This is a genomic window from Glutamicibacter sp. JL.03c (assembly GCF_025854375.1).
Taxonomy (GTDB): Bacteria; Actinomycetota; Actinomycetes; order Actinomycetales; family Micrococcaceae; genus Glutamicibacter.
Genome location: NZ_CP107575.1, coordinates 3,133,730 through 3,156,538, shown reverse-complemented (window position 1 = coordinate 3,156,538; position 22,809 = coordinate 3,133,730). Strand labels below are relative to the sequence as shown.

At 62.3% G+C, this 22,809-nt stretch carries 24 protein-coding genes; 10 read left to right on the top strand and 14 right to left on the bottom strand.

What is annotated here, in order from left to right:
• The first annotated feature begins 102 nt into the window (after positions 1-102).
• Together OF385_RS14655 and OF385_RS14650 are read left to right on the top strand one after the other, a co-directional pair.
• The gene (locus OF385_RS14655; protein WP_264276043.1) at positions 103-855 is read left to right on the top strand and encodes an SDR family NAD(P)-dependent oxidoreductase; all 753 of its coding nucleotides are present in this window, start codon (positions 103-105) and stop codon (positions 853-855) included.
• 161 nt (positions 856-1,016) lie between these two features.
• The gene (locus tag OF385_RS14650) at positions 1,017-2,090 is read left to right on the top strand and encodes an alkene reductase (protein ID WP_264276042.1); all 1,074 of its coding nucleotides are present in this window, start codon (positions 1,017-1,019) and stop codon (positions 2,088-2,090) included.
• 139 nt (positions 2,091-2,229) lie between these two features.
• Here OF385_RS14650 and OF385_RS14645 read toward each other — a convergent pair whose 3' ends face one another.
• The 12 genes from OF385_RS14645 to OF385_RS14590 form a co-directional block, all read right to left on the bottom strand.
• Positions 2,230-3,345: a hypothetical protein gene (locus OF385_RS14645; protein ID WP_264276041.1), complete on the bottom strand. Its 1,116-nt coding sequence runs from the start codon at positions 3,343-3,345 to the stop codon at positions 2,230-2,232.
• Positions 3,346-3,595: 250 nt separating this feature from the next.
• The gene (locus tag OF385_RS14640; RefSeq protein WP_264276040.1) at positions 3,596-4,843 is read right to left on the bottom strand and encodes a Fic family protein; all 1,248 of its coding nucleotides are present in this window, start codon (positions 4,841-4,843) and stop codon (positions 3,596-3,598) included.
• A 287-nt stretch (positions 4,844-5,130) separates the two neighbouring features.
• Entirely contained in the window at positions 5,131-5,973 is an 843-nt protein-coding gene (locus OF385_RS14635; RefSeq protein WP_264276039.1) for a transporter substrate-binding domain-containing protein, read from the bottom strand.
• Between the two features lie 66 nt (positions 5,974-6,039).
• Positions 6,040-7,578, bottom strand: coding sequence for an ABC transporter ATP-binding protein (locus OF385_RS14630; protein ID WP_264276038.1), 1,539 nt, complete (start codon positions 7,576-7,578; stop codon positions 6,040-6,042).
• Positions 7,571-8,422, bottom strand: a complete 852-nt coding sequence (locus OF385_RS14625; RefSeq protein WP_264276037.1) for an ABC transporter permease — start codon at positions 8,420-8,422, stop codon at positions 7,571-7,573. Before OF385_RS14625 ends, OF385_RS14630 begins: the two co-directional genes overlap by 8 nt.
• On the bottom strand, positions 8,415-9,368 hold the full coding sequence (locus OF385_RS14620) for an ABC transporter permease (protein WP_264276036.1): 954 nt from the start codon (positions 9,366-9,368) through the stop codon (positions 8,415-8,417). Before OF385_RS14620 ends, OF385_RS14625 begins: the two co-directional genes overlap by 8 nt.
• Before the next feature lies 1 nt (position 9,369).
• A complete protein-coding gene (locus OF385_RS14615; protein WP_264276035.1) occupies positions 9,370-10,911 on the bottom strand; it encodes an ABC transporter substrate-binding protein in 1,542 nt (513 codons plus the stop codon).
• A 217-nt stretch (positions 10,912-11,128) separates the two neighbouring features.
• Entirely contained in the window at positions 11,129-12,418 is a 1,290-nt protein-coding gene (locus OF385_RS14610) for an MFS transporter (RefSeq protein WP_264276034.1), read from the bottom strand.
• 127 nt (positions 12,419-12,545) lie between these two features.
• On the bottom strand, positions 12,546-13,028 hold the full coding sequence (locus OF385_RS14605) for a very short patch repair endonuclease (protein ID WP_264276033.1): 483 nt from the start codon (positions 13,026-13,028) through the stop codon (positions 12,546-12,548).
• A gap of 71 nt (positions 13,029-13,099) precedes the next feature.
• A complete protein-coding gene (locus OF385_RS14600) occupies positions 13,100-14,284 on the bottom strand; it encodes a low temperature requirement protein A (protein ID WP_264276032.1) in 1,185 nt (394 codons plus the stop codon).
• Between the two features lie 529 nt (positions 14,285-14,813).
• Positions 14,814-15,488, bottom strand: coding sequence for a hypothetical protein (locus OF385_RS14595; protein ID WP_264276031.1), 675 nt, complete (start codon positions 15,486-15,488; stop codon positions 14,814-14,816).
• Positions 15,485-15,895, bottom strand: coding sequence for a DUF4383 domain-containing protein (locus OF385_RS14590; protein WP_264276030.1), 411 nt, complete (start codon positions 15,893-15,895; stop codon positions 15,485-15,487). The genes OF385_RS14595 and OF385_RS14590 overlap by 4 nt, the downstream gene beginning before the upstream one ends.
• 308 nt (positions 15,896-16,203) lie before the next feature.
• Between OF385_RS14590 and OF385_RS14585 the strand changes: the two genes are divergently transcribed.
• Positions 16,204-17,580 (top strand): NAD-dependent succinate-semialdehyde dehydrogenase, encoded by a 1,377-nt coding sequence (locus OF385_RS14585; protein WP_264276029.1) that lies wholly within the window; start codon positions 16,204-16,206, stop codon positions 17,578-17,580.
• 87 nt (positions 17,581-17,667) lie between these two features.
• On the opposite strand, the gene bcp is transcribed toward OF385_RS14585, so the two are convergent.
• Positions 17,668-18,144, bottom strand: a complete 477-nt coding sequence (gene bcp, locus OF385_RS14580) for a thioredoxin-dependent thiol peroxidase (protein ID WP_264276028.1) — start codon at positions 18,142-18,144, stop codon at positions 17,668-17,670.
• Positions 18,145-18,322: 178 nt separating this feature from the next.
• Here bcp and OF385_RS14575 point away from each other — a divergent pair, with 178 nt between their 5' ends.
• A complete protein-coding gene (locus OF385_RS14575; RefSeq protein ID WP_264276027.1) occupies positions 18,323-19,423 on the top strand; it encodes a hypothetical protein in 1,101 nt (366 codons plus the stop codon).
• Positions 19,424-19,432: 9 nt separating this feature from the next.
• Here OF385_RS14575 and OF385_RS14570 read toward each other — a convergent pair whose 3' ends face one another.
• Positions 19,433-20,326: an SDR family oxidoreductase gene (locus tag OF385_RS14570; RefSeq protein WP_264276026.1), complete on the bottom strand. Its 894-nt coding sequence runs from the start codon at positions 20,324-20,326 to the stop codon at positions 19,433-19,435.
• 279 nt (positions 20,327-20,605) lie between these two features.
• Between OF385_RS14570 and OF385_RS14565 the strand changes: the two genes are divergently transcribed.
• From OF385_RS14565 to OF385_RS14540, 6 genes are all read left to right on the top strand, one after another.
• Positions 20,606-20,872 carry a Rho termination factor N-terminal domain-containing protein gene (locus OF385_RS14565; protein WP_264276025.1) on the top strand — a complete coding sequence of 89 codons (267 nt, stop codon included), beginning with the start codon at positions 20,606-20,608 and terminating at the stop codon, positions 20,870-20,872.
• Positions 20,873-20,899: 27 nt separating this feature from the next.
• Positions 20,900-21,031: a hypothetical protein gene (locus OF385_RS14560; protein WP_264276024.1), complete on the top strand. Its 132-nt coding sequence runs from the start codon at positions 20,900-20,902 to the stop codon at positions 21,029-21,031.
• A 27-nt stretch (positions 21,032-21,058) separates the two neighbouring features.
• Positions 21,059-21,304 (top strand): hypothetical protein, encoded by a 246-nt coding sequence (locus OF385_RS14555; protein ID WP_264276023.1) that lies wholly within the window; start codon positions 21,059-21,061, stop codon positions 21,302-21,304.
• Between the two features lie 57 nt (positions 21,305-21,361).
• A complete protein-coding gene (locus OF385_RS14550; RefSeq protein WP_264276022.1) occupies positions 21,362-21,640 on the top strand; it encodes a hypothetical protein in 279 nt (92 codons plus the stop codon).
• Positions 21,641-21,714: 74 nt separating this feature from the next.
• Positions 21,715-21,954 carry a hypothetical protein gene (locus tag OF385_RS14545; protein WP_264276021.1) on the top strand — a complete coding sequence of 80 codons (240 nt, stop codon included), beginning with the start codon at positions 21,715-21,717 and terminating at the stop codon, positions 21,952-21,954.
• A gap of 184 nt (positions 21,955-22,138) precedes the next feature.
• A complete protein-coding gene (locus OF385_RS14540; RefSeq protein WP_264276020.1) occupies positions 22,139-22,789 on the top strand; it encodes a 4a-hydroxytetrahydrobiopterin dehydratase in 651 nt (216 codons plus the stop codon).
• Positions 22,790-22,809 lie beyond the last annotated feature (20 nt).

Genomic DNA, 22,809 nt, shown 5'->3' with positions numbered 1-22,809 from the left:
TGATTGACACGTCATCGACTTTTGGGATGGATCGGAGTAGCGTCGAAAACATGAGGCCGACGGAGATCCCGTGACCATCGAAAAACAGAAAGTGAGTGCACTATGGCTCAGTATGATGTGGCAGATCGTTCGGCAGTAGTTACCGGCGCCGGATCAGGTATCGGAGAAGCAATTGCAATTCTCCTGGCCGCCAACGGAACCAAGGTGGTCGTCCAGGATCTGAACGCTGACGCCGCCCAGGGTACCGTGGACACCATCAAGGCCGCCGGCGGAGAAGCCGTAGCTGTCGCGGGAGACGCAAGCTCCTCCGAGGTCATTGACGAAACCATCAAGGCAGCCAACGCCATGGCCCCGCTGAAGATCGGAGTCAACAACGCAGGCATCGGCGGCCGCGCTGCCAAGGTGGGCGAGCTCACCGATGAGGACTGGGACAAGGTCATCTCGATCAACTTGAATGCAGTCTTCCGCGGAACCCGTGCCCAGGCCAACGCCATGAGCCAGAACGGCGGCGGTTCCATCGTGAACATGGCCTCCATCCTCGGCTCCGTGGGGTTCGCCGGCAGCTCCGCCTACGTGTCCACCAAGCACGCCGTGGTGGGCCTGAGCAAGACCGCCGCAGTCGAATACGCCACCGACGGCGTGCGCGTGAACAGCGTGGCTCCCGGATTCATCGAGACCCCGCTGCTGAAGCAGATGCCAAAAGACGCCTATGATGCCCTGGTCTCCAAGCACCCCATTGCCCGCTTGGGCCAGCCAGAGGAAGTCGCTGCGCTCGTAGCCTTCCTGGCCAGTGACGCTGCATCCTTCATCACCGGCAGCTACCACCTGGTTGACGGCGGCTACACCGCAATCTAGCGCAACCGCCTGTCGTGAATGCGGTGCATGCTAGCTCCGCATCCTCGGCGTCGGGCGTTGGGTGCCGTTAGCCAGCTCATATTCTCTGCTGTGGTGGAATAAGTTGTTTGCGACGGTAGTTACGCAATGCAACTACAATTTCCACGTCAGGAGTCCAACCCATGGATCTGTTTTCCCCAGTAGCCCTCGGCGACCTCAAGCTGTCCAACCGCCTGGTCATGGCGCCGCTGACCCGTTCCCGCTCCGGCAAGGACGGCGTTCCCAATGCTGACGTCGTCGAGTACTACCGCCAGCGCGCTTCCCTCGGCCTGATTGTCAGCGAAGGAACCTACCCGAGCTTTGCCGGCCAGGGCTTCGTCCGCCAGCCAGGCCTGGTTACCGAAGAACAGGTTGCCGGGTGGAAGAAAGTCACCGACGCAGTGCACGCCGAAGGCGGACTCATTGTCGCCCAGGTCATGCACGCAGGACGCGTCACCCACCCGGACACCACCGGAGCCGAGCACGTGGAGGCGCCAAGCGCCATCGCCGTTGAGGGCGAGTCCCGCACCTACACCGGCAAGCATGCTTATCCGGTTCCCCACGCACTGGGCACCGAAGAACTTCCAAGGATCATCGAAGAGTTCGTGGCTGCTTCGCGCAACGCCATTGCCGCAGGCTTTGACGGCGTGGAATTGCACGGCGCCAATGGCTACCTGCTGCATGAATTCTTGGCACCATCGGCTAACACCCGCACCGACAATTATGGTGGTTCCCCTGAAAACCGCGCACGCTTTGTCATCGAGGTAGCTACCGCGGTGGCCCACGCTATCGGTGCCGGCAAGACCGCACTGCGCATTTCGCCAGAGCACAATGTCCAGGGCGCTGTGGAAAACGATCGCGCGGATGTATTGGCTACCTACACCGCGCTGCTGGAAGGCATCGCCCCACTTGGTCTGGCCAACTTGAGCATCCTGCACCATGAACCTTCCGGTGAGCTGGTTCAGTCGCTGCGCAAGACCTTCGGCGGACCGGTGCTGCTCAACACTGGCTTCGCAGAAATCACCACTTATGAAGAAGCCGCGCGCGTGGCCGCCGAAGGCTGGGGCGACGCCGTAGTTGTTGGCCGCCCCGCGATCGCCAACCCGGACCTGGTGCGCCGTTGGAAGGAAGAGCTGCCGCTGAATGAACCAGACTTCGCCACCTTCTACACCGAAGGCCCAAAGGGATACATCGATTACCCATTCTGGGAGAACTAGTCTCCGGATGTCGGTCCTGTGATTCAAAGGCTGCCGTCTCCCGCTCGTGAAGTGACCTGAAGACGGTGGCTTTTATCTGGGTTTCCTCGGACATGCTGAGGTTTGCATTTCTGGAGGGATCCCCCAGTCACTGATGATGTCATTCCTCAGGCGGAAGATGTAGGTGCTCGAATACTGACTTGCCGTCTAATCCGGGTTCCGCAAGCCAAGCGCCGATGCCCACCGAGACTTCGTTGAGTCCGCGATCCACGAGTTCCGAGAATGCGCCGATCTCCATCTGAGTGTATGCGAATACGGGAGATAGGATATTTGGAGTCTTCGGAAGAATTGACGCTATGTCTCCTAATCCGAGATGCAGCCAGCCATTTCTAAGCTTTCGGTAACGCTCAGAAATCACCAACTGCAAGTCAGCAGAATTGGAAAGGTCCTGAATGTAGGCTTTAGCGATTGGACCAAGTCTTTCAAGTCGGTTGCCGAGCTGTTGCAAGGAACGAACGGCATGGTGAAGGACAATAAAACGGTGTTTCAGTGAGGCCACCCTACATGGTTGGCAACAATCGGCCCACGCCCATCGTAGAGCGGACTGTATTGTGGAGTGAATACTGACGAGGGCCAAAGCAATTTCGGTTCTTAGTTCGCCACCGAAAGTAGAACGAACTAAGTCTGCAATATCGCCGTCCCACCATGTCACTGTTGGCTCGGGTTGTTTTCCATGTTTCATGAGCTCTTCAACGTTCATGCTTGTTAGGGCGCTCGCCATCTGCCCTATTCCCATTGCGAGCTTGCGAACATGAGGTCCAATCTTGGTCAGGTCGGCGGCACGATTTGGCGGAAGGCCTACCATAAAGTGTCCGGTAACGTTTGTTAACAACACTTCGGATCCATCCGTTACTACAGACAGGTCATCACGAAGGAAATCGAACTCTGGACCACGTCGATCTTCAGGGTAGTACGCTAGCGTTGTGGCTGCGGCAAGAACGCGAAAATCGCTGATTACACTATCGATTTGCGTTTCGCGACCATCAAAGTATTTTCCGCCATGACGGGCGGCAGCTGCGATTTCGTCTTCCCAGTCAAGGTCTAGTCGAGTGTCGTGTACGTCATGCAGATTCTTCTGGGTTTCGAATGCGATCATTGCACCCCATTGCGAGAATGGCCAGGTTCGAGGATGGCTTTTTGAATTCATCAATTGGCCACACACGTAGCGGAGGTCGCTGGTGGCTATCGCCAATGAAAGTTGTTGGTGTGACTCCATGCCACGCGATTCTATATGCATTCACCTACCCATTGGTTTAAACTATTGTCTTGGAAATATTGGACCAGGATTTTCATCAAACAGTATTAAAAGGTTGCTGTGAAATCAAGTGCCCGGTGGAATAATCAGACTTCCTCCCCAGAAATTGGACTGTGAAACTCGGAATGATTTTGGCCTGTTTTCGCTCCGGCTAAGTAATTGTACGAGATTTTGATGAGAACAGGGCTTAATATCTGAATCGCCCGGTGACCTATGCGGTTCCTGCCACACGGTGAAGAGACTTTGAATATTCGTCTAGCACTTTCAGAACCCCATCATGTTGCCAGATCCGGTTCCTACTTCGTCCAGATTTTTCAACTAGCACGCCCCGTTCGGCCAGTTGACCGAGAGCACGCTGGATTGCGGCGTCGCCCAAGGAAAGCTGGCTTTTCAGGTAGCGGGCGTTCACGACAGGTTGAGAAATCAGTCGAGGAAGGATTCTCCACGCGGCGGAGCTTGAACGCAATCCGGCCAACTTTGTGGCCGAATCAGCTAGCTGCGCGGCAAGCGAATCAATTAAGTCCTTGCCGGTGTTTGCTGCAAAAATTGAGGCGTTAATGAAGACGTGGATGATTGGTGCCGCGTTTCCTTCACGGAAGGCTTTTAGCGCATCAAAGTAGGCAGTAGTGTCTCGCAATAATCCAGCGGAAATTGGTGCAGTGGTGTACTGGGTTATACGTCGGTTGCGAAGCACGCTGTGAACTAGGGCTCGGCCAGTTCGCCCATTGCCGTCCACAAATGGATGGATGGTTTCAAATTGCGCATGGGCAATTGCCGCTTGGATTATGGCCGGCAGATCGGTGCGAGCAATGAATTCAGTGAGGTCTTCCAACGCGTCCTGAACCAGACCGTGGTGCGGTGCTACGTAGATGGATCCGCGAGGTCCGGCGGTGTCCGAACCACGGATCCAGACAAGTTCACTACGGAGTTTTCCGGCTTCGTCTTCCATGCCAACTTGTTGCTTCATCAAGCTTTGATGCATGGTGAGGATGCTGTTGAGGTTGATCTCTGAGGCAAGTTCAAGCGCGGATTCCATCGCGTGGACGTTGCCAACAACTGTGCGGGCATTGGCTTTATCGCCTTCATCGATTTCCGCTAGCGCGAGTTGACGTGCTGTTGTAGTCAACTGTTCAATCTGGCTGCTTGAAGAGCTTTCTGTTCGGAGAAGGACGCTGGACATTGGGCCGAGTTCAGGGTTGTCGTTGCCAAGTTTCAGAAGCGAGTAGACGTCGAAATCCTGGAGCGAATGCAGCGCTTCTTCTAGGCCTGGGATCTTCAACGCTTGTGGTTGAGGCGACCAGTCGGCAATGCGGGCGGGCAACGCAGACAAGTAGGGACCGGTTTGCCGCCGAACTTCAGCGTTGGAGAAGATGTGCGGATTCGTTGGCTTCCAGAAGTGTTCCTGATACTCCAGAGACGGGAAACTGATCGCCGGATGGGCGTTATTAGAATCAACCATGGGTGCCTCCGAAGTTATAATAAGGATTATCTTACTATCACTTTCTAAGAAAGTGATAGTAAGGATCCGTCTTGCTATCACTTTCCGTTTGCTGCATTGTGGACCAGACGCTATCGACCGAGCGATGGAAGCCGAACTCTTCATTGGCGAGATTGCATGACCTCGGCCCAGATCGAGCACAAGACCTGATTCAGCCGCTGATAAATCCTCAGAACCTAAGCAAACAAAGCCGCGGTTTTCCGCCCATCTTGCGAGCAGAAAACGGCGGCTTCATCCGATTTTCGAACTTACCCGAACCAAGGCTTTTCTGCGGCTTCCAGCGTTCCATCATGCTTGGCCATGTTCAGCCACTGATTGACGTACTCCTGGAATTCATCATCGCCCAGAGGCAGGAGGTAGGCCTTTTGCGAGAAATTGAACGGCTTGTCCGGGTGAACCGCACAAAGTTCTGGATGCTCGTGGGCCACCCAGCGGGTTTCCGAAGCATCGGTGGTCATGACATCGGCGCGTCCGGCGATGATTTCGTCGAAGATCTTGTTGTTGTCGTCAAAGCGAATGATCTCGCCGTCGGGGTAGTTCGCGTCGGCAAACTTCTCGTTGGTGCCCCCAATGGGAGTGATGGAGCGGACCCCGGGCTGATTGATTTCCTTGATGGTGTCGTACTTGTCCACGTTTTCACACAGGGTAATGGGTGTCTTGCCCTCATCCAGCGTCGCTTCGCTGTAGTAAGCCTGCTGGGAACGTTCAAGGGAAATCGACACCCCGCCCACGGCGATATCGCACTTGGAGGTGAAGTCGGGCATGAGATCTTTCCACGTGGTCTGGATGAACTCGGGTTCCACGTTCAGTGATTGCGCCAGATTCTTGGCCATGTCGATATCGATGCCGGACCACTGGCCAGACTGCGGGTCAAGATAGGTGAACGGGCGGTAATCACCGGTGGTGCAGACCTTGAGCTTCCCTGCCTCGCTGACACTCGTCAGCCGGGATGCTGCCTCTTGATGGGGCTGCTCGCCGCTGTCGGCCTCCTGCGACGGCGCAGAACACCCCGAGACCAATAGGACGGCACCCAACGCAAGCAAGGATGCATGGCGGATAAAGGACGAGATCTTCTTTGAACGCTCAGTCATAGCCTAGAACCTATTAGTTCCATCCCGGCCACACAAGAACATGGCGCTGAGCTTACGCGCCGATGGTCACCGGGAGGCAGCGGAGGCAGCCGTGGCATCCAGTGCGGCGACGAGGTCCTTGCTGTGCTGGTGCTCCGCAGCGGTCAAGAATTCGCCCAGCGGACGGTGCTCTACGAGCCTGCCTTCATAGAAGACTGCGACATCATCGCTGACATAGCGAATCACGTCCATGTCGTGGGAGATCACGACCAGGCTCAGCCCCATGGTGTCGCGCAGCTCAAGCAGCAGATCAAGAATGTGGCGCTGGGCCACCGAGTCCAAGGCCGAGGTGGATTCATCGCAAATCAGCACCTGGGGTTCGGTCAGCAGCGCTCGGGCGATGGCCAAGCGTTGCAGCTGCCCGCCGGAACACTGGCCCGGACGGCGCTGAAGCAGTTCTTCTGGCAAACCGACTTGGGCCATGGCTTGTGCCATGCGCTTGCTCGCCTGGGCTGGGGCCATTTGCTGGACTGCGGCGCCCATGCTGGTGCGGATATCCAGGCGGGGGTCGAAGGACGAATAGGGTTCCTGGGCGATGATCTGCACGCGGGTGGCCACGTCATCGTTGTGCTCGGTGATGATGCGCCCGGTGGTTGGCTGTTCCAATCCAGCCAGCAGCCGCGCAATGGTGCTCTTGCCGGAGCCGGAACGGCCCACAACACCAAGCACCTGCCCGCCGTGGAGGCGCAGGCTGGTGGGTTCCAAGGCGGCAGGTCCCTTGCCGCGGCGCGTGTAATTCTTGCTGGCATCCACGGCCGCGAGCAGGCATCGGGAGTTCTCGGTGCGTGGAGCGCGCGCCGCCGGAAGCGTTGCTTCAACCAGCTCGCGCGTCTTGGCATGCCGGTCCTTGGAGAAAATCTGGGCGGTGGGGCACTGGTCTACGATCTTCCCGTCGCTGACTACCACCACGCGGTCCGCGATGTGCTGGATGCTGGCGATGTCATGGGTGATGAACAGGACGCCCACGCCGCGCTCTTGCTGCTTGCGGCGCAACAGCTGCAGGACTTCCGCCTTGAGAATTGAATCCAGGGAGGAGGTGGGCTCATCGGCCAGAATGAATTCGGGGTCAGCTGCCAGGGCGATGGCCAGCATGGCACGCTGGGCCATGCCGCCGGAGAGCTGGTCCGGCCGCTGGCTGGCGATCTGCGCCGCCGGCGCCAGTCCCACCTCGTCAAGCAGGGCGATCACCCGGTCTTCATGCGCTCGTGCCTTGCCCCAGCCATGGGCGCCCATGGCCTCGAGCAGGTGGGCGCGGATGGTCATCCGCGGATTCATGACGCGCTTGGGCTGCTGGAAGAGCATGCTGATGCGCTGCCCGCGCACCGCGTCCATGGCCTTATCGCCAAGCTGGTCAAGGCGCTGACCGTCAAGCAGGATCTGCCCCTCGGCTCGCAACTGCTCGGGAAGCAATCCCATAATCGCTTTGGTCAACAGGGTCTTGCCCGACCCAGAGCGTCCCACCACCGCCACCAGTTCGCCTGAGCGCAGCGCGCCGCGTGCCTTGGAGAGCAGCAGTTGCTGCCCCGAGCTGACCGACAGGTTGGTGAATTCCAGTTCCTTAGCCACGGGTATCCACCTTCGGTTCACTATCCAGGATGTCGTCTCCGCCCAGGACGTGGGTGATGCGGTTGCCCAGCAGTGTCACGCTGAAGCTGACCAGGAAAATCGCTGCTCCGGGTGCAATCAGGCCCCACGGTGAGCGGATGGCATGCGGTTGCGCCTCGGCGAGCATGGAGCCCCAATCCGACTGCGGCGGCTGGACCCCGATGCCGAGGTAGGACAGCGAGCCGAGCAGGACCAGCAGCAAGCCGAAGCGCAATGCGGCCTGGGCCAGTACCGGGCCGGCCACAAACGGCAGGACGTGGTGGCGCAGGATGAACCAGCGCGATGCGCCCACATGCCGTGAGGCTTCGACATGGTGCGTGGAGAGCGCCTGGGCAGCCATCGAGCGCACCAGCCGCGCGGTGGGTGTCCACGCCACGACTCCCACCGAGAGCACCATGGTGAAGAACCCGGGACCCATCACCGCGATGATCAACAGGGCAATGACGATTTCGGGCAGGGCCAGCAGCAAGTCGTTGATGCGCAGGAAGATTTCATCCACCCAGCCACCACGCAACGCACTGAGCAGCCCCAGCACCGTGCCCACAAGCAGGGAGAACAGGGTGGTGATCAGCGCGACGGACAGGGAGAATTGGCCACCATGAAGCACCCGGCTCAGGGTGTCGCGGCCCAGCGCGTCGGTACCCAGCAGATGCGCCGGGCTGGGGCCCTGCAGCCGGTCAGCCAGGACCTGCGCGTCTGGATCATAGGGCGCAATCCATGGGGCCGCGATGGTCAGGACCACGACCAGCAGCAAGATGAAGGCCGGGGCGGAGCAGAGGATTCTTGATGCTGTGCGCTTAGCCATGTCGAACTCCAATCCGCACGGTGGGGTCGCTGAGCTTGTGGACCAGGTCAATGATCCCGGTGACCAGCACGGCGCAGGTCACCACGACCACCACGCCGCCCTGGGCCACGGGGATGTCGGCATCGGTGATGGCATCGAAGATCAGCCGTCCCATGCCGGGAATGGCGAAGATGACCTCGACAATGACCGAGCCGCCCAAGAGGCCGGCGAACCAGACCCCCACCATGGTCCACAGGGGAAGCAAGCCGTGCGGGACCACGTGCCGCGTGAGCGCCTGGGTGCGGCTCAAGCCGCGGGCGCGAGCCGCCAGCACATGCTCGGAGCCCAGGGCCTGGAGCACGCCCGAGCGCACCGCCACGGTGAAAAAGCTGATGGGGCGCAAGGCCAGGATCAGTACCGGCAGCACCAGCGAGGCCGGGGAATCGTAGCCGGCGGAAGGCAGCAACGACCAGCGGACCGCGAACAGCAGCACCAGCAGCGGCGCCAACGCGTACTCGGGGATGGCGATGAGCGCATGGGTGGCCGAGGTGATCAGCCTATCGGGCCAGCGTCCGGCGCGCGTGGCAGAGACCACGCCGAGAACTACGGCCACAATGATCGCCAGCAGCAGGGCGCTGCCGGCCAGCGAGAGGGTGACACCGATGGCGGGCACCACCTGGTCGGCGACCGGGGTCCCGGAGATGTGCGACAGGCCCATGTCCCCGGTGGCGAAGCGTCCCAGCCACCGGCCGAACTGCACCAGCATGGGATCGTGCAAGCCGAATTGCTCGGCGTAGGCCTGCACCGTGGCCTCATCGGCTTCCCCGAAGTCCATCCGGGCGCGCAGCAAATTGCGGACCGGGTCCCCGGGGGAGACAAACGGCACGAGGAACACCGCGAAGGAGGAAAGCAGAACGGCTGCGCCGAGTCCAATGACTCGGCGCAGCACGGTGGCAAGGGGCGACACGTTACTTGGTTTTCGCCAGGTCCTTGGTCATCACATAGCGGGTCAGCGGATCCTGGACATAGCCCTGGACCTTGGAGCCGACGCCGTCGATGGCCTGCTCATTGACCAGCCACACGTTCGCGGCATCCTCGGCGAGGATGTCGCCGGCCTGGCGGTAGAGATCGTGGCGCTTGGTCTGATCCTTTTCGGCCAGTGCCTGGTCGATCAGCTTGTCGTAGTCCTTGTTGCAGTAGTGGCTCAGGTTGTAGCCACCCTGGCAGGTGTAGTCCGCCTGCAGGAACCCGATGGGGTCGGCAATGTCGATCATGCGGTTGCGCTGGCTAAGGATCATGTCGTACTTGCCGGCCAGCACATCCGGCTCCACCGCGCCGTAGGACTTGGTGACCACGTTGGCCTGCAGGCCAATCTGCTTGAACTGCTCCTGGATGATGGCGGCCACTCCGGCGAATTCGGCGCGTTCGGTGATGGCGATGATCTCCAGCGGCTTGTCCTGCTGGTACCCCGAAGCCTCGACCAGCTTCTTGGCTTCCTCGATGTTCACCTGGGGCACGGCCAGATCCGGGTTGGCCCAGGGCTCGCTCGGGGCGAACGGACCGGTAGCCGGCTGGGCGGCGCCCTCGTAGACGCTGGCGGCCATCGCCGGCAGATCCAGGGCCATGGTGGCGGCCTTGCGCAGATCCACGTTGTCGAAGGGAGCGCGGGAGTTGTTCAGGTACAGCGTCGAGGTGCGTGGCGAATCGGCCTTGAGCACGCTGACCTGGTCATCGGCTTCCAGGGTGGCCAGGCTGGTGGCCGGGATGGACATCGAGATGTCGGCTTCCCCGGTCTGCACCTGGGTGGCCCGGGTGGCGCCCTCGGTGATGTAGCGGATTTCGCCGCCGGCCAGTTTCACCTCTCCGTCCCAGTAGTTTTCGTTGCGGTCCAGGGTCAGGGACTGGCCTGCCTTTTCGGAGACCGGGGCAAAGGGACCGGTGCAGTGATTCATCGGGTCGATGCCCGTCTTGGTGTATGCGGCGGGGGAGAGCACGCCGGCATTCACGCTGGCCATGCGGTAGGGCAGCAGCGGGTCGGCGGCCGGGGTGGTCACCCGCACGGTGTCGGCATCCACTGCGTCAACCTGCTTGATGGTCTTCGGGTTCACAGCGCGGGCCGGCGCGGTGGCCTCCAGCACGTGATTCAGCGACGCGGCCACGGCCTTGGCGTCAAAGGCGGTGCCGTCCTGGAAGGTGACGTTCTTGCGCAATTCGAATTCCCAGACGGTATCCGAGGTCTGCTTCCACGAGGTGGCGAGCATCGGCTCGATCTGCTTGGTGCCCTGGTCGTACTTGGTCAGGGTTTCCAGGCAACCGGCGATGGAGAGCACGTAGGCGTCATCGCTTTCCAGGGCCCAGTTGGAGACCGGGGCGCGGAAGTTGGCGACGACTACTCGTGCCTCGGAGTCCGCGGCGGCCTGTGGGGCGGTGGTGGCGGTGGAGCTGCACGAGGTCAGTGCCAGGGCCGTGGCGGCAAGGCCCGCGGCGACGCTCAATCGTCCAAGTTTCATGGAAGTCCTTCGGCAATACGTGATGAATTGGCATCTTATGGATGAGAGCCTAGGTAAGCTTACCCTAATTCAGTTGTAGTCCGGCCGGGGGAAAAGCCCGGCATCACCGTGCTCGGCGCACTAGGAATCCGTCCCGCGCTGCAACCAGTGCTGAGTAGCGGGAAGTTGGTGGGGGAAGTGGAAGATCTCGTGCAATCCGCCGGAGATGTGCGCTAGCTCATACGTCATGATGCGGTCGCAATCGCAGCGCAACAACGCGCGAGCCCTGCCAGGACGCCAGCAGCAGGGGAATGATCAGCACCAGCCACGGTGCGAAGTCCAGCGCGCTCTGCGAGAGCAGCCAGCCGAAAAGCATGTTGCCAAGAAGCACCGCCACCCCGCCGCAGGTGGAGAGCAAACCGAAATAGGCGCCGGTGGGATGTTTGCCGGCGAACTTCGAAACCAAGCTCAACGCGGTGGGGTGCACGCTCATATGGCCCAAGGTCATCAAGGTGACCGCGCAGAGGATCCTCACCAGGCCGCTCTCATCTCCAAAGAGCGAGGACGGAACGAAGGCCAGCACGCTGAAGCCAAGAGCACTCAAGACATAGCCGCTGCGCAGTGTGGTGGCCGGGCCAATCCTGGCCGCCACCCACGCAAGAGGCAGCTGCAAGCCCAGGGTCATGATGGAGATCCAGGCAAAGATCAGCCCCAGCCATTCGGTAGGCATCTCGTGGCGTTCGAGCTCCAAGGGGATCGCCAAATACAGCTGGTTGTAGGCCAGCAGATCCGAGGCATGCAATGCGCAGAAGCTGACGAACTGGCGGTCCAACAGGGACTGGCGGAAGCTGCCGCGCGGTTTGACGGCCTTGGCATCCGAGACGGTGCCGGCCAGGTGAGTGCTCACCGGCTCGGCCCTGCGCAAAGTCAGAGCCAAGAAGATGCCAATGGCTACGAAGAAGATCGCACCGAATCCAGCCACTGTGGAAAAGCCCCAGCCCCACAGGGCCGAGCCGACCAAGGGGCCGGTGACCGCCCCGATTTCCCCGGTGATGCTCAGCCAGGCGAAGAGCGTTGCCCGGCGCACCTGGTGGTGCTCGCCCTGGTCCCGCGCGGACTGTGCCGCGGCCACCAAGATGTTCAAGCCCGGGGAAAATAGTGCCCCGCCAAATCCGGTGAGCAAGGTGCCCAGGATGAATAGCCACAACACCGGGATGCTGGCCCACAAGGAGGCCGCCAAGGTGAGGAATCCCGCAGCCCGCACGGCGCATCCGATCAGGATCATGGTCCGAGCGCCAAAACGGTCGGCCAGGGTGCCGCCGGCAAGGAACAATCCTTGCTGGGCAAAGGTGCGGATGCCCAGGATCAGTCCGACGGCCGTGGAAGCCACAAGGAAATCATTGGTCAGCACCACCGCGAGGAAGGGCACCACCGCGTAGAAGCCGATATTGAACAGCGTCTGGGTTCCCAGCAAGACCGGGATATTAGATGGCGCCGGCGTGAGGCGCGCAGGGTGTTGAGAACTCATGAACTGTGGCGGGCGATCTGTCGAGGGGAGCCTCTGGGCGATTCCTGCCGGGCAGGAAGAGGTAAGACTGCAATTTTATCCAATGCCGGGGCGATTTTCCCGGTGCCCTGTCCGCCGGCGCCAGATGTCAGCTATTCGTGGTGCTGTTGGGTGGTCCGAGGAATTCGGTGACCGTGCCGAGGACCTGCTCCGCCGAGTCCAGCTCGCACTCCCAGACGGTCAAGGACTGCCAGCCCAGTGCCAGCAAGTCGTTGCGATTGCGCTGGTCCCTGGCTTGGTTCCCGTCCAGCTTCGGATTCCAGTACTCGGTGTTGGACGAGGGGCGGTGGCGTCCGGTGGGGCAATCGTGCCCGTGCCAGAAGCAGCCGTCCACAAAAACGGCCTTGCGCTTGGCTGTGAAGACCAGATCCGGGGAGCCGGGCAGCTTGCCGCCGCGAAGGCGGATCTGCGGATGCTCCTGGCGCAAGGACTGGCTGATACCGGAGGGCAGTGCGCCATGCAGTCGATACCTGTAGCCAGCGGCGTGCAGCAATCGGCGCAGGAACAGCTCGGGGCCGGTGTTCTTGCCCCGGATCCGCGACATGAGCCGCGAGCGCTGTTGCGCCGACATGATGTCCATGCTCCATGGTGCCGCTGGTGTGGCCCGGGAGACAAGCAGTTGCCGGAAGCCCCGGCCGGCTGCTAGGTGCCGGGGGCGAACGGCCGGCCCGGGAGATGGGGCGCGGGCCGCTCGACGGCGATCACGCACAGGGTCATGCCGGCCGCCGCGGCCACCACCGGCAGCACTGAGGGGAGGAACAAACCAGCAGTGATCAGGGCCACCGCGGTGAGGAATGTGGCATTCCGCCCCGGGGAGAGCTGCCGGCGCAGGACCAGCAGCCAGAGGCCCATGGCAAAGAGAGCCACTGGGATATTCAGGGTGGATGCCGCGGCGATGCCGGAAAGTTCTGATGCCCCTCCGGCCACGTCGATAGCTACCTCAACGCCGGCGGAGAAGGCGCCGGCCGCGGCGAAGATGAAGTAGTGGAAGTACCCGTAGGTCAAGGAGGAACGCAGCGAATGGATCAGATGATGGTGGTCGCGGGAGAAATAGATCCACCACATGCCGGCGGCTGTGATCAACCCGCAGACAGCGATGACCATCAGCAACCCGAGGTGCTCGATGGTATGCAGGCTTTCCACTACGGCATTGGCCGAGGCCAGGATCGATTCGCCGAGCAGGATGAGGGTGAACAGCCCGTAGCGCTCGGTGATGTGGTGCGGATGCCATGGGGTGTGGCGATGGGATTCGGCCCAGGCCGGTACGCAGAGTTCCGCGATCACCAGAACGAAAAAGACGATGAAGCCAGCTTCTTCGGGCAGCATCAGGCGGGCTAGCCAGGCGGCCTGCACCACGGTGATCCCTACGGCATAGCGGATGGCGGTGGTGCGCAGCTCTGCGGCGCCCATCGCCACCCTGATCCACTGTGCCACCAGGGCCAGGCGCATGATCGCATAGCCGAGGGTGATCACCAGGAAATCGTGCTCTGCAACAGCCTGGGCCGCGCCCGAGGCAAGGACCAGGACTCCGGCCATCTGGAGGAAGGTGAGCAGCCGATAGAGCCAATCGTCGGTGTCGAAGGACGTTGCCAGCCAGCTGAAGTTCATCCAGGACCACCAAATGGAGAAGAACACCATGAGGTAGCCGATGACCCCGGCACCCAGATGATCCTCCACGGCCATGTGATGCAACTGCACCGAGGCGAAGGACACGGCAACCACGAAGACCAGATCGAAGAACAGTTCCAGCGGGCTGGCCACGCGATGGGGTTCTTTCGGGTCACGGGGCAGCATGGGGCGCAGGAGCCGAGGAGATGTTGAATTCACGATGTCCACTTTCCGTATCGAGCAACGCTGGGGCAGCGGCCAGCGCGGAATGAATCCTGATGCTGATACTAGTGGTTCTGCGCGGCGGATCCGCTTAATGGGCAGGTGGCCAGTTGCACGTAGGTACGGCGTCGATTTCCGGTCAGGAAACCAGCATGCCGGCACCGCCGGTGATGTCCGCGAGCTCCGAACGCGAGCAGGGGGCATCTGCAGCATCGCGGTAGCGCTCGCCGGCTCCGTGGCGGAAAGCAGGGTTGGCCGCTACGTGCCGCCCTGGGTGGTGATGCCCGGGACGAGTGCCGCGATGCCCAGGCGGATGCCTCCAATAACCGCATCGATACCCTCAAGGGGAATAGGCCGCACCGGCTGTGGCATCAGCACCAGCGCCGCCCGGCAGCATAGAAGCGGCCGGCGGGCCGGTTGCGGAATCATCGGGACTGCCCCCAAGGCAGTCCCGATTCCAGAAGTTGCAGGTCCCAGCTGTTCGCCACGCGTCGGGAACGCAGGAACATGGGCACTAGCGTCGTGGCTAGTGGTGGTGTTCTTCCTGCTTCATCTTGTCGATGATGCCTGGGTCAATGTCTTGCGTATGGTGGGCTCCATGCTCGGAATGCGGTACCGCCAGATGCCCCGCGGAGGAGGCGGCCAAACCCGTACTGGCGATCGCGGACACCACCACTGATGCGGCAAATATGCTCCCCACGACTGCAAGACTGCTGGATCGAGCGGGTCCGCGCGTCGATTTGAGTTGCCGCTTTCGCTGCCACATGATGGCTGCCAGCACAGATAGCTCCAGCAGTAGCAGTGAACCAACGGTGAGATCCAGGAATTGCTCTCTTCCCGGGATCCCTGCGAGGCCCAGGGCGATGCTGGCCAGATGCGCTATCGAGACTACCGCCAGGCAGCGAACCGCGAGCTTCGTGGCTGGAGCCGTGCCCTTGCGCAGGCTGGCCACCGCATAGACCAGTGCTAGCAACGCCCAGGCGGCGGACGCTATGGCGCCGAGCCACACCCACCAGGGAGCCGCGGAGGCTCCGAACGATAGCCCTGATGCCAAGCTGGAGGAGGACGCCGCGGCCAGCGCCGCGATGCCCAACCCGGCGATGCCCGCGTAGATGCCGTCGACGGCACCGGAGCCTGCCACCGCATCTTGCCCTTGGGTGGTGGGTTCGATGGCAGGCTCCCCGGCGATCCGGGAATTCATGACCGTGCGGTACGGGCTGCGGGCGCCTTGTCCTGGGACAGGCCTACCGACAGCAGGACAATCGCGCTGGCCAGGTGCAGGACGTTATCGGCACCGTTCAAGGCAATGATATTCAAGGATGTCGATGCCAGGAAGAGCCCCAAGATGCCCACAAGAAGGTAGACGGCGCCCACGGTCGTGTTGGCGAGCTTGGCGGCACTCACGGATCCGAGTCCGGCGATGAGCAGTACTGCGCCAATGGCCAGGTGGATGACGTTATGCAGTGGGTTGACCTCGAATATGATCAACTTGCCACCCTCTGTGGCGAAGAAATCCACGCCGGCGGTGACAAGGAACCCGAGCAAGCCGACGAGGAGATAGACAGCTCCGAAAATCGTTGCGAGCAAGCGGTTAGGTGATGTGCGCATTGCAATCAGTCCTTCCTTGGACACGGAGTGGATTCCGTGTCGGGTTGTGCAGGGTCCGGAGGGAACCCTGTGGGAGTACTTCGGAGAAGGAGCGAGGGCGGATTGGCCGTGGTTGGAATTATTTGCCTTTATTGCTCGCCTGCACGGCCAACGGGCACAGTGGGCTTCGGACGCCGGGCTCAGTCTGGAGGGCGTGGCCGTTCGCCAGCTACGAACATGGCCCGCTATTTGGGAAAAAGGCTATGGTGCGCCCCTGCGAAGTGACAGTGTTGGAGGCAGGCACAACAACTTTGATCAGAAGGAGCAGCATGAGCATGTACGCAGTGACCAATCCAGCCACCGGTGAAGTCGAAGCAGAATTTGCCACAGCCAGCGACGAGCAAATCCAGCAGGCCCTATCGAGCACGGATCAGGCCTATCAGGCATGGTCGGTGTCCGCGCTGGATGACCGGGTGGCCTTGCTCAACCGCGTGGCGGACATCTACGAGGCCCGCGCAGAAGAACTTGCCGCGATCATCACCCGGGAAATGGGCAAGCCGATCAAGCAGTCGCTGGGAGAAATCAGCATCGTGGTGGCCATCTACCGCTACTACGCGAAGAATGGCCCGAAATTCCTGGAGGACGAAGAGCTGGAGATCGCTTCCGGCGGCCGCGCGCTAGTGCGCAAGGAATCCGTGGGCGTGTTGCTGGGGATCATGCCGTGGAACTTCCCGTACTACCAGGTGGCCCGGTTCGCCGCTCCCAACCTGATGAACGGCAACACCATCCTGCTCAAGCATGCCCCGCAGTGCCCGGAATCGGCGCTGGCCATGGAGCAGATCTTCCAGGACGCCGGCGCCCCGCAGGGTGCGTACGTGAATATCTTAGCCACCAATGACCAGGTGGCCGACATCATTGCCGACCGCCGGGTGCAGGGGGTTTCGCTGACCGGTTCGGAGCGAGCCGGTTCGGCGGTGGCGGAAATTGCCGGGCGCCATCTGAAGAAGGTCGTGCTGGAGCTGGGCGGTTCTGACCCGTTCCTGGTGTTCGCGGACGCCGACATCGCCCGCACCGCCAAGCTGGGGATGCGCGCTCGCTTCGGGAACACCGGCCAGGCCTGCAATGCGGCCAAGCGCTTCATCATCGACTCCTCGGTCTACGAGGACTTCTCTGCGGCGCTGGTGGACCAGGTGGCCGGCATCAAACTCGGGGATCCGACCCAGGGGGAGAACTTCCTCGGCCCGTTGTCTTCGGCCGCGGCGCGCGATGGCCTGGCAGCCCAGGTCCAGGATGCCATCGACAAGGGGGCGACGGTGCTGGCCGGCGGCAAGCCGGTCGATGGGCCCGGCGCCTTCTATGAGCCGACCATCCTGGCCGGGGTCACCGAGCAGATGCGTGCCTTCTCCGAGGAGCTCTTCGGCCCGGTGGCGGTCTTGTACAAGGTGGACGGCGAAGATGAAGCCGTGGCACTGGCCAACAACACCGATTACGGGCTGGGCGCCTCCATCCACACCCAGGATCTGGCGCGGGCTGAGCGCATTGCCGGCCAGTTGAGCAGCGGCATGGTGTCGATCAACGAGCCCTCCGCCTCCTCGCCCGAGCTGCCTTTTGGCGGGGTGAAGCGTTCTGGCATCGGCCGTGAGCTGGGCAAGTACGGCATGGATGAATTCATCAATCGCAAGCTGGTCAAAATCGCCGGACGCTAGATCGGGCGATGCGCCGCGGCGCTCCGGTGAAGTGCAGGATACCCCTGCTTCACCGGAGCGCCGCCACGTGGACATCGGTTCTTCGTCCTAGAGGCCGAGCGACTGCCGCAGGCGCGTAACGTGGCCCGTGGCATCCACCCCGTATTCAATCTGGGAAATCTTTCCATGCGGATCGATCACCGCGGTGGAGCGCAGGGTGCCGGCAAAGGTCTTCTCGCCGACCGTCTTTTCGCCGAAGGAACCGTAGGCCTTGGCCACGGCATTGTCCGGGTCCGAGAGCAGCGGGAAGTTCAGGGATTCATCGTCGGCGAAGCTGGCCAGCGCGTCGGGGGCATCGGGGGAGATGCCCAGTACCGCGTAGCCGGCCGCCTGCAGCGAGCCCAAGTTGTCGCGGAAGTCGCAGGCCTCCGTGGTGCAGCCGGGGGTGGCGGCCTTGGGGTAGAAGTAGACGATGACGCTCTGCCCTGCATAGTCAGCCAGCGAGACGGTCTTGCCGTGGGCGTCGTCGAGGCTGAAGGCTGGTGCGGCATCGCCGGGCGCGAGGGCGGGGGTGGACTCGGACATGATCTCCAACTTTCGTATTGCGGGATTTTATTTTCATTCTAAGCCCGGGGTGATGGGTCCGCTAGGTTCCACGCGAACTTTCCTGCAAGGTTGCTGGAGCGGCCTGCGGCGGCCCGGACCACTTCCTAGGGTGGGAGAAGGAACCATTCCAGGAATACAGCGACGATCAGGGGTGCCGATGAACCTGCCAGAATCCCCGGCCAGTGTGGTCGGACTGATAGCCGACCCCGGCACCGCCGATGCCATCGCGCAACGGGTGGCCCCGCGGGTTGAACGGGCCCTGGGCACGGCGCATCCGGGCGCCGGCGCCTGGGATGTGCGCGTCGCGCCGTTCTCGTTGCCGCTGGGCGACTCGGGCACCGTGGATCTGCGGGACAAGGTGCCGCAATTACGCGAAAAGCACGGCTGGGACTACATCATCTACCTCACCGATGCCCCGCACTATGTCCGGCAGCAGCCGGTGCGTTCGGTGATCGCCGCCGACACCGCGTCGGCCGTGCTGTCCCTGCCCAGCCTGGGCCTGGCCCGGACCCGCGCGGTGGCCATAGCCCTGGTCGAGGTGATTGGCGAACTAGCGACCGGCCGCCAGCCTGCCGGCCCGCTCACGCCGTGGGGGCGGGCCCTGAGCGTGCACCACAGCGGACTCTACGACGAAAGCGGGAAGGGCCGGATCTCGAGCATCACCGGGCTGCGCGGCCGGCTGCTGCTCATCGCCGGGATGGTGCGCAGCAATCGGCCGTGGAAGCTGGTCCCGCGGCTCACCTCGGCGATGGCCGGCGCCGTGGCCACCGGCGCCTTCGGCGTGTTCTACACCAGCATCTGGTCCATGGCCGACTACCTGTCCGTGCACCGGCTGTCGCTGATCACCCTCGCCAGCATCACCATCCTCACGCTCTGGCTGCTGCTGCATAACCGCCTGTGGGAAAGCCCCAAGGGCGGGCGGCGGCGCGAACGCCTGCTCGTCTACAACGCCGCCACCGTCTTGACCGTGGGCTACGCCGCCGCCGCGATGTACCTGCTGATGTTCCTGGCCCTGCTGGGCGCCTCGCTGATCGTGATCGACCAGCAGTACCTGGCCTACCAGCTGCGCCACGAGGTCAATTTCTCGGACTACGTGAACCTGGCCTGGCTGGCCTCCTCGCTGGGCACCATGGGAGGCGCCATCGGTTCCAGTTTCGACGATGTCGCAGAAGTCCAGCGGGCCACCTTCAGCCAGCGCGAGTACGAGCGACGCAACATGGACTTGAACATCACCACCGGCGAGGACGAATCGGACTGAGCCCAGGTACTAGGGCTGGTTCTTGCCCCCGTTCACGTGCACCGTGGATCCGAGAATGTAGGACGCCTCGTCACTGGCCAGGAACACATAGGCGGGGGAGACCTCCACCGGCTGCCCGGCACGGCCCAGCCAGGTATCGTGGCCGAACTCCGGCAGTGCCTCGATCGGCTGGCCATCCGAGGGCTGCAGCGGAGTCCAGATGGGGCCGGGCGCCACGGCATTGACCCTGATGCCCTTCTTCGCCGCCTGGGAAGCCAACGACTTGGTGAAGTTGCTGATCGCGCCCTTGGTGGCCGCATAATCCATCAGGTGATCCGAGGGATCAAAGGCCTGGATGGAGGTGGTGTTGATAATCGATCCGCCCTCGGGCAGCACCTTCAGGGCCGCCCGGCTCAGCGCGAACATGGCGAAGATGTTCACGTCGAAGGTCGCCTCGATCTGCTCGTCGCGCAGCTGCTCCAGCGACGGGACGCTGACCTGCTTCCCGGCATTGTTCACCAGGATGTCCAGCCCGCCCAGGGCCTTCGCCGCCTCGTCCACCAGGGAGTCGCGGTAGGAGCGCTCCCGCAGGTCTCCGGGCAGATGCTGCACCTGGACCCCGGCCTCGTCCAGGATCGACGCAATCCGGGTGGCGTCGGGTTTCTCCGCGGGCAGGTAGGCCAAGGCCACGTCGGCCCCTTCGCGGGCGAAGGCGATGGCCACCGCCGCCCCAATGCCCGAATCGCCACCGGTGATCAAGGCCCGCTTCCCGGTCAGCCGTCCCCGGCCGCGGTAGCTGCGCTCGCCGTGATCGGCGCCCGGTTCAAGGTGCTGATCCAGCCCGGGTTCGGGCTGGCGTTGTTCCGGCGGGCTGATGCGTTCCTTGCCGGCGCGCTGCGTATCCTGCGATCGGTGCTCGGACATGTGCTTCCTCCTGAACTGGCGATGGGACGCCCGGGTGCCTGGGCTGATGGCGTCCGTCGTTGCCCAGTGTTCCGCCGCCCGGATAGCAACTGAACACGCAACCGGGGTTTTAGCGTGAATGGCCAGCTTGCATCCGGCGTTAATTCAGCTTCCTGCCGGGTTCCGGGAATCGTGCTAGGGACCGAGTCTGGGATTTGGCGCAAAGACTTGGGGGTCTGCTATCAACCGGGCGGCATATTGCCTACGGTGGAGATCCAACCCAGGGCGAGGAGGAGAAGCATGGCCAGCAATTCGCAGAGCAGCATCAAGGACGAGGAACTGTATGAGGAACTGCGCGAAGAAGGCAACTCCAAGCAGAAGTCCGCACGCATCGCCAATGCCGCGGCCCGCGATGGGCGTTCGGCCGTCGGAAAGCGGGGCGGGAAATCCGGTGATTACGAAGACTGGACCGTGCAGGAGCTTCAGAAACGAGCCAAGGAGGTTGGCATCGAAGGACGATCGAAAATGCGGAAGTCAGAACTGATCGACGCGTTGCGCAACTCCTGAACCACCCACCGGTCGAAAGGCAGGGACATGGCCGAACGAGACGACGCTGAGCCTGAGGATCGTGAACAGCGCCAAGAGCAAGTAGTCCGCGGCAAAAAGATCAACGACGCCGCGGAGCAACCAGCAGATGAAGATGAGGACCGCTTTGATGCGGGATAAGCCGAAGAACGCGTGAAAGGAACTGGCATGCAGGAAAACCAGGCAGGGAAGAGCAGCCACCGTCCGGGACTATGGCTCATGGTCGTCGGCGGGCTCCTGGCAGTGGGATTCGCTATTTACGCGGTGCTGGCAGCACCGGACAGCACTTCCGGTCCGCTGTGGATCGTGGTGGGCTGGGGCGCACTGGTGTTCCTCTATGGCCTGTATCGGATGATCCGCGGCCGGAGCAGCATCGATCACCGTGCCGGAGGCACGGACGCGAACGGAATGTAGCGCGGCCAGCCGATAGCGGGTTGTTGCCGTAGCCTCACCACGGAAAGGAAGAAGATCATGGGAATCCTGGACAAAGCCAAAGACCTCATCTCCCACGCCACCGACCGGATCAAGGACCCGGACAAGGACGTAGTGGAGAAGACCTGGCCGGCGGGCCAGCCCGATGACGAGCATCTGCCCGGTGGCGAGGCCGACTCGGGCACGGACGTCGATAACGGCGACGGGCAGCCTGTCCAGCCGCCGCAGCCCACGCAACCGGTGAACGGTGCCGATCCCGAGCTGGATGATTCGATTGAGGACCAATACGATCCGGGCTTGGACGACGAGCACCTGTAGCCGGGCGCCGGGGCGGACTCCCCGTCCCGGCGACCACCGCATCAGCACGCCATGCCAACGAAATGGGGAACCGCATGACCTTGAATAATTCGGAATTCGATCAGGTACGCCAGGATCTGGACGTCGATGAGCCGCTCGATGGGCGCGATGGGCAGCCGGTCGAGGGCTCCTCGGATGAACCCTCGGCACTGGACGCCGAGGATCCGCTGCACGGGGTGGAGCAGATCATCGAGGAGAACGACACCGCGGTGCTGGCTACGGATGAGGCGACGGCCGCTGAACCAGCGCAGGGCATCGACCCGGAACAGCCCTGAGGGCAACGGGCCGCCCCGGGCCCAGGGACCTGCGTCGGCTTCGCGTAGTTCAGCGCGAGCGCAGCGGAAAGCCAGTAGTGCCAGCAAGTTGGCGATGGCGCGTAGCGGGCCATCCTGTGCGTTTGGGCCAGATGCTTGAGCTTGCTGGCGCACAGTGCCAGTGTGGATGAAGGAGGGATAGAACATGAGTACCCAGGACGTTCTCGACAAGCAGCAAATCAGCGAGTATCTGAAGGACCTTCCGCACTGGCGCGAAGTGCCCGGAGCCATCGCGGCGGTCTACCAATCCACCACGGCAGCGCAATCCATCGAGCTCTTGAGCGAGATCGCCGGGGCCGCCGAGCTGGATCAGCACCACCCCGACGTGGACTGGCGGTATAACAAGATCTTTGTCACCACCACTTCCCATGATGCCGGTGGCAGGGTCACCACCCGGGATATTGCCTTGGCCGCAAAGATCTCCGAGCGGGCCGAGGCGCTGGGCATCAGTGCGCAGCCGGAGCTCATCGGGGTCGTTGAAATCGCCATCGACACCGCGGACCGGAAAGCCATCGGTGCCCAGTGGGCCGCGGGCCTGGGGTACAAGGAGGCCAGTGACGGCAGCCTGGTGGACCCCAACCATCGCCTGCCGTCCATCTGGTTCCAGGAAACCTCCACGCCGAACCCGAATCGGCTGCACATGGATATCTGGGTTCCGCATTCGGCCAGCGGCACGGTGCTCGACGCCCTGAAGGGCGCTGGGGCGGAACTGGATGGGGAATCCGCCCCGAGCTTCACCGTGGCCACGGACAGCCAGGGCAACCGGTTCTGCGTCTGCACCGAACAGGATCGGTGAGCCGGCCTCCCAGCAGGTGA